This window comes from Elizabethkingia miricola (assembly GCF_001675285.1).
In the GTDB taxonomy this organism is placed as follows: Bacteria; Bacteroidota; Bacteroidia; order Flavobacteriales; family Weeksellaceae; genus Elizabethkingia; species Elizabethkingia miricola.
The window spans coordinates 489,703-501,710 of the sequence record NZ_LSGQ01000001.1 but is presented as its reverse complement, the minus strand read 5'-3'; the positions used below and the strand labels follow the sequence as shown (position 1 = coordinate 501,710).

Sequence of the window (12,008 nt, the reverse complement as noted above, 5' to 3'; positions counted from 1 at the left end):
GGTAAAGGTAGCATTGTCATTTATTCAAATGTTGTGAATACTATTTAAGTTGTGACATATCCCAACCTATCATTAATCCCGAAAACATTATATCATGAGAATAGATTAAGTAGATGGAAACCTTGAAATCTCTACTACAAAGGGTATTATTTAATTAAGATATCTCAATCCTGAATATTAATCCAGCAGTCTAGCATGCCGGACATCAGCAGGTACATACTGATGGAGTCCCATCAGTATCTCATGACAGAAGGCTTGATAAAAATGTTGTTGTGAAAGGTTTCGTGGATGGACTCTATTTATTGAACTGAAGCATACTTATCAAGGAGGTCTGCTTATTGTCAACTCAACAAATTCACCACAAAAAATTATTGATTACCTGAAAGATTATACTAAAATCAGCCTATTTCTGGATAATAACAAAACAGGCAAGAAATCACCAGCAAAATTCTAAATGTTGATCCTCATGCAAAGGATTTTCTCAATATTTATTCAAATCCACCAGTACCTCATGAAAAGAAATAGCGACAGGCTACACAAACACTGAAAATAGAAGGTATTTCGAAATACAGAAAACGGGTTATCATGTAAGGAGAGAAAAAACAGGGTAAGGAAAGGATTGTGCAGAAGAATGTAGGACTGTACTTTTTACAAACTTCCTGCAGAAGTTAGAGAGTATTCGCAATTTTGAAAGTCGTTCCTCCTAACCAATTTTCAAATAGGCTTTGTGAGGCTTTTCCATGATTATAATTAAACTAGTATTTTACCACTTCCATTTTCAATACAATTATTTAAAATGCAAGAAGTCCGCTAAAAAGCGGACACCTTACATTTTTTATCAAAAGGAAAAAAAGCTAATTTTTACCTAGCATTGCCTCACCCAATGTAGCACCTTTCAATTTTTAATATGAGAAATTGTTTTTCTCAAAATATAATTTGTTTTGAGTTATAGCTGAAATAAATAGTTTCTAACCTATATCCAATGATATGGTTTATCCTTACGGTTAATATAGCAGTGCATATCCTCTTTCTTAAGTTCCGGAAAAAAAAACATTGCTCGGTCAATGGCGTAATTAGGTAAAAAATGAATTTCTTTCAGAATTGTCTCAACAATTTTTTCTCGACCGTAGTATTTTATAATTTCATAGATCTCATTTTGCCCACCCCTCTCAAGAATTCGAGAAATAATAGGGATGTATGCTTTCTCCCAATCAAGTTTCCTAAAATTGGTATCCCAAAAGAATTTTGGATGTATTTTTGGCAAGACTTTTCTCTTTAATACCATAGTTTAAATATAGTGATTTTATCTCGTTGCGACAACAAAATCACCTTCTAAATCCCTTTCCTTTGTTTTTTAGAACAACTTTTTTTTCGACTGAATTTCCAAATTTTACATTAGGATTTAGTACAGCTTCCTTAAGTCTTTCCTGCATTGTTTTCCATTTGTGCTCTTTGCCGTCAACCATTGAAACATCATATTCTTTTCTAATACCATCAAAATAAACTAACGAGTGTGCTGCTAAATTTGAATTTCCGTTGTATTTTGCTTGGTAGCTATTTAAATATGACTGTAGAGGTTTTTCCTCAAGAAGAAAAATACATATCTACGAAATCTTTTAATCTTTTTCCACTTTGAAATATTGCGTGAAGTTTCATAGCACCAATGTCGTCATTAGAAATCATTCTTATATTTTCTGAGATTTTATCCATTGCTATGACAGGATATTTATGAGCTAAAAGATCAACTTTTATATCATTAATATAAGTCATTATGGTATTCTCAAAAACAATTTCGTTAGTTGCTTCGTATTCTTTTTGTAAGTGGTGTCTTAAGGCGCATGAGTCAAAATCCCTTGTAGTAAACAAATCAATATCTACAGATAATCTATGTCCTAATTTTAAGGCTAAAGCGGTACCGCCTACCAAAATAAAATCTTTTAGCATTTCATCTTTCATCAGTCGCTGTAGAAGTTCTCACATCTCCTTAGTGACAGTTTCTTTATATAGCATATTTCATTTTTCAGAAAATTAAATCTGCAAATGAGGTATGCCTTTACAATGGCGTTGTAAGGAACTATTTGGCTTTGATAATTAATGAAAGTCTAAATTATCAGCCTTTCATTGATGGGGATATTAATGATTGAGTTTAAAAAAAAATTCTGTTGTTAGCTACGTAAGTATATACCTATTTTTAGAAATTCACCTTTTAGTTGCAAACCTTAAAATCGGTTCGTACTTTTTAAACCCTTAATCAAAACTAAGGGAGCTTTGTAAAAAGTAATTTACCTGAAATTTTGTTTTAAATAATGGATCTATTGTCTATTAAAAATGTGTGCGATTTTACAACTATGCGGAAAAGTTAGGAGCTTATTTGCAACTTTGAAAGTCCTGACGTCCTAACAAAGTATCTTCTTCGCTCTTCAAGGATTTGGAATTAGACTTATATTTTAAGAAATTTAACTGATTTTATTATTAAACAATATGGTTTACCGTATTTTTTATTACTATTTCATTTTTACTTTTGAAACCTAAAAATTGTTTTTTATAAATGGTAAAAAATTATATAATCTTATTCTCTGGAAACAAATAGTACAATTAGCAAAGTTAGATCAGTTATCAGATGAACGAGTTTTAAATAGTTTGTGAAAAGATTTAAATGTGATGATGCAATACTTATTTATTTAGAAAATAATTTTGAGAATGGTCTTGCACAATGGACAAAATAAGAATGGAATAAATTGGGATAACAATCACAAGGAAAAATCGGGAAAATTTCGTGATTGGCAAATCTAACTGCCAGTTAAAAGAAGTTTAATTACAAAGTATCATGTATTAAATACAAAATTACAATTTCGGATGTCGCAATTTAATATATTTGTTATTGAAAGTTAGCTGCAACATCTTTCGCTAACCAAAAAACTAATTTAACCTCAACAGCAAATATGCATATCCGAACAATCAAAGTGCGTAATTTTAGACGCCTTAAAAATGCACAGATCGACCTAGAAGATAAAACTTCAATATTTGTAGGGGCAAACAACAGTGGCAAAACTTCAGCTACCTATATATTGCAAAAATTCGTTGATCCCAATTCAAAGGCTTTTTCAATACATGACTTTAGTAGTGACTGTTGGAAAAAAATCAATAGCCTAGCAGAAATTGAAGATGATACACCTCCGGATTTCCCAGCAATCAGCTTAGATATTTGGTTTGCAGTAAATTCTACAGATTTACATAGAATTATTGATCTTTTACCAAATTTGGACTGGAAAGGCATTCCAGTCGGCGTTAGAATTGAGTATGCACCTAAAAGCCCAGAACTTTTACTATCAAACTACAGGGAACTGAATGCAAAAGCCGCTGCTAAAGCAAAAGATGATTATCACCCTTGGCCTAGAACTCTTACCGACTATTTAAGCAAAAACATACGAAGCGAATATGAAACAAAATATTACGTCTTAGATCGGGAACAGTTTGATGATGAAATGAATATAATAGGAGATTATGAGCCATTGCAGCTAGGTAATGATTCGGATCGGCCAGGCGCTAAAATCATCAGATCGCTTATAAGGATTGACATGTTAAATGCACAGCGCTTCCTCGATGACCTCAGTTCGGGTGGACGTGCGGAAGACCTTTCAAAACGTATGAACCGCTTTTACGACAGAAATCTTGAGAAAAAAGAGGATGACTTTGATGCTATGCAAGCTCTTGCAACATCAGAGAGCGAATTGACGAAACATTTAAAAACAGTATTTAATCCTACTCTTCAAAGTCTAAATAAATTAGGTTATCCTGGATTTAGTAATCCAAAACTTGAAGTTAGGGCAACACTCAATCACGAAAGTATAATTGGACAGACAAAACTCCATTACTCGCTTGGAGGCGGTAACGATTTCTTGTCCCTACCCGACCGGTACAATGGACTTGGTTTTAAGAACCTTATTTATATGATCCTTGAAATACTGGATTTTCATGCCCGCTGGTCGGAAGAGGAAGATGCTAGGGCACCACTTCACTTAATTATCATCGAAGAGCCCGAAGCCCATCTTCATGCCCAGTTACAGCAGGTTTTTATAAAAAAAGTTTGGGAAATCATAAATCCAACTGAGGCAGAGGACACCTTCAAGAATCAAATGATTGTTACTACACATTCACCACACATTATTTATGAAAGCGGTTTTCAACCGATCCGATATTTCCAGCGACACATTGCAGACACAGGCGTTCAAACAACAAATGTTCTTAATCTCACAACATTCTACAATAAATCACATGAAGAAAGTAGAGAATTTTTACAGCGCTATATGAAGCTGACGCATTGTGACCTCTTTTTCGCAGACGGTGCTATTCTGGTTGAGGGTAATGTCGAAAGACTTTTACTTCCTCCTATGATCAACAAATGTGCTGAAGAGTTGAATTCATGCTACCTCAGTATTATAGAGGTTGGTGGTGCATACGGTCATATTTTTAAGCAATTGATTGAATTTTTAGGTCTTACAACATTAATCATTACCGATCTAGACAGTATAGAGCCGGTTTCTGCTAAACTAGAAGGTGCTGATAAGGATGCAACTAGTTCAACCGAACTCCTTGTAGAAGCTGATTTGACCGTGGCAGCAACAATCGATTCAAATTTGGATGAACAAGAAATTATTGATGAAGATGATGAAGATATATTAAGTAAACCTGGTAAATCATGCATTTCAGATTTTGAAGGTGCCGTCACTTCTAATCAAACACTTATAAAATGGCTTCCAAAAATCAGAGGCATACGAGAATTGCTAGATGCACCAAATGAAAGTAAAATTCAAAATAAAAGTGCAGATAATAATGCTGATGTATTGATTACCTATCAAACAAGAACAGAAGTATCATGGAATGGCGAGTCAGGTGCTTATGCAGGCCGAACCTTAGAAGAAAGTTTTGCATTGACAAATCTGGAATGGACGCAAGATATAGCACAAAGACATTTGGGACTACGAGTTATAACACTTAAAAATAAAAGGACATTGGAAGAAGTCCGAATCAGGTTATACAAAAGAGTTAATGGAGGATCTTTCAATAAAACTGATTTTGCACTGGGTTTAATGTTAAAAGATCCAGAAAGTTGGAACGTGCCAAATTATATTGAAAAAGGTTTAGAATGGCTTAAGGAAAAAATCGCATTTGTTGATGATGAGCTAGATCCTGTAGAAGAACTTGAAATTGCAGAGAGTAAATCCGAAGTAGAACCAAAGAGTGAAATAGCAGATGAGCAGGAGAATAAATAAACCGAATACCGCTGCCGACATCGAGTTACAAAAGTGTCTCAAGGATAAAACAAGCTTCGTTGTAGTAGCGGGAGCCGGCTCGGGAAAAACTACCTCATTAATAAAGGCACTGAAATATATCGATGAAAACGAAGGTAAAATGCTTAGACAACAGGGCAAACGTATTGCATGTATCACCTACACAACAACAGCTGAAAAAGAAATTTTGGATGACGTTGGGCATGATTATTTATATCACATATCGACAATTCATAGTTTCCTGTGGGAACTTATAAGACCATTTCAGATAAATATTAAAAAGTGGGTTATTAATAAAATCCAATCTAAAATTAATGAGCTTGAAGATGCAGCTGAGGCTTTCGGGCCGCGTGTTCAACAGAGAACGAGAGACAGGAACCAAGCTGATACTCAGAGGTACAAAGAAATGGCTGGATTAATACAAAACGTAGATGGCTTTAATTACGAAACAGGAAGTAACTATCTTGAAGGGATCTTAGGACACAATGACATCATTGCAATGGTACCAGAACTTATAAGTTCGTCTTCCTTATTACAAACAGTTCTAGCTGAAAAATACCCTTATTTCTTTATTGACGAGAGTCAAGACACTGTTCCAAACTTCATTGGTGCAATGAAAGCTGTAGATAAAAATATTAAGAAATTCTGCCTCGGTTTTTTTGGTGATCCAATGCAAAAAATTTACATGACTGGTGCTGGTCCTATCACGTTGGAAGACGGATGGATGCAGATTTCCAAGCCGGAAAATTTTAGATGTTCAACAGATGTATTGAATATCATAAATAAGATAAGAATTGGAGGTGATGATTTACAACAAACTGGAGGCAGGCAAGAGAAAATAGACGATGAATGGAAGGCTGTGACGGGGTCAAGCTTATTATTTGTGCTTGAATCAGATGATCATCGTGAAGAGAAAATACGAATGGTAAGGCAGTATCTTGCTATTACAAATAATGATCAGCTCTGGACTTCGGAAGAAAAAGAAGCCGATGTAAAAATTCTCGTCATGGAGCATAGAATGGCTGCTAAGAGATTAAGATTTGGAGACCTATTTGCAGCCTTTAACGACGGATCTACCGAAAACATAAGCGCAGGTTTTAAAGAAGGTACTTTGTGGGCTGTACAGCCCTTTATCAAATTTATCATTCCAGTTGCTATAGCGCATGGGAACAACAAACATTTTGAGGTTATCGAGTTATTACGGATATTTTGTCCTCAGTTGGAAAAAGATAATTTAAAGCACTTAACAATTGAGCCAAGTGAACTGCTTTCCGGGTTAAAAAATCATGTCGAGAGTCTTGTTGGTCTAATGTCGTCAGACACTGCAACTGTAAAACAAGTATTTCAATATCTTACAGACCACAAGTTAATGGAATTGGATGAACGGATATCTAAAAGGCTAGCTGGAAATGAAGTCGAATTATTGACGGAGGTTGATGAGGCTACAGGAATTACTAATGCAGTAATATCTCGTTTCTTTGATGTGCCTGCGAAGCAATTTTTTGGCTACCAGATTTACATAAATGATGAATCCCCTTATTCTACACAGCACAGTATTAAAGGTGCTGAATTTGAGCGCGTACTTGTAATCCTAGACGATGAAGAGGGTAACTCGAATAGTTATTCTTACGAAAAATTGCTCGGAATCGTACCGCTTTCAGATAGGGACAAGGAAAATATAGAGGCAGGAAATGACAGTACGCCAGCCAGGACAAGGAGATTATTTTATGTATGCTGTTCTCGTTCTTTAAAAGATTTAGCTGTAGTATTGTTTGTTTCAGATGTCAATACAGCGGTAGAAAAGATTAAAAAGGTAAGTATTTTTGATGGTAGCGAAGTACGAACAGAAACTGATCTAACACCTTCATCATCATAAAATTTTAATATTTGTTCAGATCTATTATAGTTAGTAGTAAACACAGCAATTTTATATATAATAATTCATAACTTTCTAGTAAATCTAAAAACCTCTCACAATGACTTTGCTTAACAATGCTATAGAAGCAATACAGATTGGACTTGAAGATTTCAAAAGTACAGATCCTCGACGCGCTTCTTCGGCACTGCGGAACATATTTGCAGGAACCTTGCTTTTATTTAAAGAAAAATTAAGCAGATTGTCACCTGATGACAATTCGATATTAATACAACAAACAATAATTCCTTCACTTGATGATGCTGGAGTATTATTCTTTAAGGGAAAAGGGCACAAAACAGTAGACTTTGCTCAGATAAATCTTACGTACAAAATGTTTATGATTTCGTTTTACACTTTCTATGCTATTGATCAACATAAAACGTATTTTATCAAAATTAATTTTGCCTTAAATTTTGTCACAATAATATTTTTATTGCTTGTTTAAATATGTGTGATTTTTTCAACTACTCGAAGAAGTTAGGAGCTCATTCGCAACTTTGAAAGTCGTTCCTCCTAACAAAGTTGCTGCTTCGTCCTGCCGGAGGCTTTAAATAGATTAAAATACGACTTAACTCAGTCTAAAAATATAAACATCTGAATATGAGATAACTAGCGTAATTACGTAAGTACGTACTTACGTAATGATACAATAACATACAATAAAAATTATTCATTTATTAATATACAGATCTACCCCTTTAAATACAAAAATATTAATATCAGTAAATACATTAGTAATTAGTTTTACTTGTACTCAAAGACCTTTATAGGTATATTAAGTAGTCCTTACATAACTTTGGCTGTTGACATATACAGCAATATTTACAATTAATTTTTAAATAAAAAAGAAGCCCACGCCGTTGTATATACTCCTAAAGTATTTAGTGAGTGTTCATGACCTCACCCTATGGGTGTACAAGCACCCTCGTTATTTTTTTTTAGCTATCCAATGATTAATTCGATACCTGCTTTTTCTGCCTTGTATTGTATTTTGGTCTGCAATTCATAATAACTCCAGTTACGAAGTACAAATTCCTGTTCTTTTGCAATACCAATCTTATCTTCCTGGTTTTTAAGAATAAGTGTACCTGCCTGTTGTTGAATGCAGAAATCAATAAGCTTCTTACTGTATACATGAAGCCTGTGACTTACGTACCGGCTCTCCAAATTTTCTGTTCTATAAAGTACCTTTTGTTTGCGTTTGGCTCCTTTTCCTGAGCGTGCATAGCTGATGCCATCCTGAATCCTTCTTTGACTTGCCTGGATTGCGAGCCTACGGTATAAAAACTCTTCTTTCGAACCAATATTGATTCGAATATTACCCGTTTTTGCTACGATAGGATGTTCCAGAGATAGAGAAGCTTCTGCAATGATTTCAGGTTTTAAAACATGCTCGTCTTTTTCAAATTCAAATGCAGCAAGCCAGTATATTTTCCTATCTTTAAGCTGGATCTGGGATGTGCAAAGCTTTATTTCTCCTCTTAAAAGACGCTCCATTATCAGGCGCTTATCAGTGTAATCCCTCCCTAAATAGGTTTTAACAGGAATAGCAAACATGTTGAAACAAAATGCTTTCTTTTCAGGATCATACCTCATTTTGTTGATGCATTTAACTGGAAGTGGAATAGGAATATCTTTCTTAAAATTCTTCAAGGATTTTAAACCCTGCCAGTAGTCTGCTTTTTCCTTAGAAAATACAGCTTGAATAGTATTGTTCAGACATCCCAGAATATCAGTAGGAATTTCTCCTTTGAACCGGTCGAAGACCATGCGCGCCGTTGTGTTTGTTTTCGAACGGTTAAATATTCCCATTGGGTCTTTGTTTACATCAGCCAGCTTATACTGGATTTCTTCTGTCAGATAGAAGAAATCCTTAATCATTTCCTGAACATACAGATGAGAAGCAATTAGATTAGCAGCTCGGAAACATCGGTTCTGATAACAGTAGAGTTTTTCCCATATCTCGTTTTTTTCATTTGAAGGAAGATCAATAAGTAACTGAATTCTTCGGGTAAGAGTAATCGTAGATTTTTCCATGTCAAAGAGGTATTACAGAGATCTTTTGATTTTCAATGTAACTATAAGCCTGTAGAAATTCCAGGTGGACCTGCTTTTCAGAAAGTTTGAGCTCCTGAGCAATAATCTTGAAAGAAGATTTTTCTTCCATCCTTTTTTTTAAAATCTCGAGCTGCTGGCTACTGAGTTCTTCTACTTTCTCCTTATGATCAGAAGCTTTTTCCTTTGCCTTTTCAAAGGAACTTCCTTTAATTATTTTCCGAAGATCATCTATGGCTCTGCTTATCTCATTGCTTATGGCTGTTACACTGCTTCCCATTGCCTCTGCAATGGGTTTATATTGAAAGCCATATTCAAGACAGAGCTTAATGAGATGTTTTCTTTTGGGGCTTATTACATCTAAACCTTTTTGAACTTCATCAAAATTTCTTTGATCAGATTCCTGACTGAGAAGATACTCTTCATCTTTCAAGGGATCGCAACTAACAAGATAATCCTCGTAATTTTCATAGCGTTCAAGGGAATTAATTAACCGAGTGAATTTACTTTTTGGAGAATTAAAATAGGATATGCAATCTCTCTTCAAAACAAAGCGTAAAAAGCCAAGAATATGATTTGGAGTTTCAATGGAATCACGGTGTAACCATAGTTTAAGAAATGTATCCTGTACAAGCGTTTCCACTACAAAATCATCTTCAATCATTCGTCTTGCGAGCCAGAAAAGTAGTCTTTTGTAGCGTAAATGAATATGTTCTAAAGAGGTCGGATTGCCTATCTTCAGTAGTTCATATAGTTGATGATCAGTCAGTTTCCGGGGCAAAGAGTTTGTTCTTTTCATAAGCAGTGTATTTAGCTAGATTATTGCTAGAAGGGTCTTAATTTTATCTTCAGTATTTTCTAAAGCTCTTCCATTTTAGAAGATCCTTTTAGGTAAATACTGCACCATATATTCAGTAAATCCAGAATAATAAGCTTGTTTTTAATTTGAGGTTAGATTTATAAGCATTGTTTGTCATTTTTGCTCTGGAAGGAAAAGGTATTATAGTTATATTTTTCCTTGTTAAGTGCAAAAAAACTGGTTAATAAGATGATAAGGATTTCACGTGAAAGGATTGCTCCCGCAATGGTTGTACAACCCATTGTATCTGTCATACGAAGCGATACAATATTAATTTTGAAAATTTGCTTAAATGTGGAGAATACCGAAAATAAAATGGCATGAGATCCAACATTATCTGTATTAGAGGTACTGCCATACCTGGAAACAAGATAAGTGGACTCATGCCTAGGTCATGAGCCTCTTACTTATCATCTCGTTTCCTTTTGAAAATTGGCAGTTTTCTAATACAAGATTCTAAGCAATAGCTTCTATATTATCGTTGAAGTATCGCAAAGTTACTGCTATTGTAACTTATATAGCAAATATAAGTAAAATACTTTATATTACCGAATTCGGTAATGAATATTTCTTTCATTAGTCCCAATTTGCACTAAACAGTGCGATTATGAATGAATTTAAGACAGCTGAAATCAAAAGAATGGTAGCAGAAAGAATTAAAGAAATAAAAGGACAGACTCCATATTCAAAGATCGCAGAAAAATGTAATACTACTGCGGCTAGAATTAGTGATGTAGCTAATAATAAAATTGATTGTCAACTCAGTACTTTTATTGAAATTGCCACAGGGCTTAGAATACATCCAAAAGAGTTGTTTGAAATCATATTTGATTTTGAAGAATATTATTCCGAACTAGATGAATAAAAGTTTCTGAAGTAATTTTGAGATGAAACTATTTTTAAACTTGTCTTATTTGTTTTAAAAGACAATCAAGAATTTTATTAATAGGTAATTTTAAACTCCTAAACACGACCTGTGATTTCTAGCGAAGAATAAAATTACGAGATACTATCTCGTAATTTCACTTTATATAATTATGGATACTATAAACAAATAGATTTTACGGTTTTCCTTTTTTTTTATTTTCTTCAATTTTTTATATTTGATGTAATTAATAATATATTTTTTTCTAAAAAATAGTATTTATGTATTCAATTTATAAATTATAAGATTGTGATACCAATTACATTTATTAGCCATGCCGGTGATCTTCTAGGTGATACAAACACTGGATTAACCGGACCTAAAATAGCGGAACTTTTCTCAGAATATGCCGTGCAGTATAATGTTAATATACCCTTTGGCGAATATCCGTTTGACAGTCCTAATAAAAGAACGGCTCTAAAAGAAAACTTAAAGGCTTTTTCCCCAGATCAACAGTTTATTATTCTTAAAGACTTATGTGAATTGGAGCATTTTAAATCTAATTCTGATGTGAGGGATTTGAAGATTAAGTTACTATCCCGTTATGGAAATTTGGGACAGGAAATTAATGAAATCCTTATCCATGAAGTAAGACATTGGCTATCGGATTATCCTGAGAGTTTAAAAGTATATACTGAGGCGCTTAAAAAGTTTGATAACCAGATTTTTGAAAGAAATATTCTGGATGATTTACGACTTTCTTTAGAGTTACTTCTGAAAGGAATTTTAAATAATAAAAAATCTCTTGAAAATCAAATTCCTTTAATTAGTGCATATATTAAAGAAAAACAGGTTTCTAAAGAACTTATTAATATGTTTATAAAACTTGTTGATTATTATTGTCAGTACCAAAATACCTACGTAAAACATAATGACGCAGTTGTAGAGAATGAAATTGAAATTATTTTTGAAATGACCAGTTCATTCATGAAGTTTATTTCAAGAATTAAATAGTTATAC

At 33.8% G+C, this 12,008-nt stretch carries 9 protein-coding genes; 5 read left to right on the top strand and 4 right to left on the bottom strand.

Features of this window, described 5'->3' with window-relative positions; translation table 11 throughout:
* Positions 1–973: 973 nt before the first annotated feature.
* Together ATE49_RS02230 and ATE49_RS20475 are read right to left on the bottom strand one after the other, a co-directional pair.
* A complete protein-coding gene (locus ATE49_RS02230; protein WP_065080901.1) occupies positions 974–1,285 on the bottom strand; it encodes a DUF6922 domain-containing protein in 312 nt (103 codons plus the stop codon).
* Positions 1,286–1,584: 299 nt separating this feature from the next.
* Positions 1,585–1,956, bottom strand: a complete 372-nt coding sequence (locus ATE49_RS20475) for a nucleotidyl transferase AbiEii/AbiGii toxin family protein (protein WP_260255536.1) — start codon at positions 1,954–1,956, stop codon at positions 1,585–1,587.
* Between the two features lie 986 nt (positions 1,957–2,942).
* On the opposite strand from ATE49_RS20475, the gene ATE49_RS02220 reads away from it, so the two are divergent.
* From ATE49_RS02220 to ATE49_RS02210, 3 genes are all read left to right on the top strand, one after another.
* Positions 2,943–5,273, top strand: coding sequence for an ATP-dependent nuclease (locus ATE49_RS02220; RefSeq protein ID WP_065080900.1), 2,331 nt, complete (start codon positions 2,943–2,945; stop codon positions 5,271–5,273).
* Positions 5,254–7,167: a UvrD-helicase domain-containing protein gene (locus ATE49_RS02215; RefSeq protein WP_065080899.1), complete on the top strand. Its 1,914-nt coding sequence runs from the start codon at positions 5,254–5,256 to the stop codon at positions 7,165–7,167. Before ATE49_RS02220 ends, ATE49_RS02215 begins: the two co-directional genes overlap by 20 nt.
* 100 nt (positions 7,168–7,267) lie before the next feature.
* Positions 7,268–7,654 carry a hypothetical protein gene (locus tag ATE49_RS02210; RefSeq protein ID WP_065080898.1) on the top strand — a complete coding sequence of 129 codons (387 nt, stop codon included), beginning with the start codon at positions 7,268–7,270 and terminating at the stop codon, positions 7,652–7,654.
* 497 nt (positions 7,655–8,151) lie between these two features.
* On the opposite strand, the gene ATE49_RS02205 is transcribed toward ATE49_RS02210, so the two are convergent.
* Complete coding sequence (locus ATE49_RS02205) at positions 8,152–9,246, bottom strand: hypothetical protein (RefSeq protein WP_065080897.1); 1,095 nt, start codon at positions 9,244–9,246, stop codon at positions 8,152–8,154.
* A gap of 1 nt (position 9,247) precedes the next feature.
* Positions 9,248–10,063: an RNA polymerase sigma factor gene (locus ATE49_RS02200; RefSeq protein ID WP_065080896.1), complete on the bottom strand. Its 816-nt coding sequence runs from the start codon at positions 10,061–10,063 to the stop codon at positions 9,248–9,250.
* A gap of 667 nt (positions 10,064–10,730) precedes the next feature.
* On the opposite strand from ATE49_RS02200, the gene ATE49_RS02195 reads away from it, so the two are divergent.
* Positions 10,731–10,988 carry a hypothetical protein gene (locus ATE49_RS02195; protein WP_065080895.1) on the top strand — a complete coding sequence of 86 codons (258 nt, stop codon included), beginning with the start codon at positions 10,731–10,733 and terminating at the stop codon, positions 10,986–10,988.
* A gap of 309 nt (positions 10,989–11,297) precedes the next feature.
* Positions 11,298–12,002: a hypothetical protein gene (locus tag ATE49_RS02190; RefSeq protein WP_065080894.1), complete on the top strand. Its 705-nt coding sequence runs from the start codon at positions 11,298–11,300 to the stop codon at positions 12,000–12,002.
* Positions 12,003–12,008 lie beyond the last annotated feature (6 nt).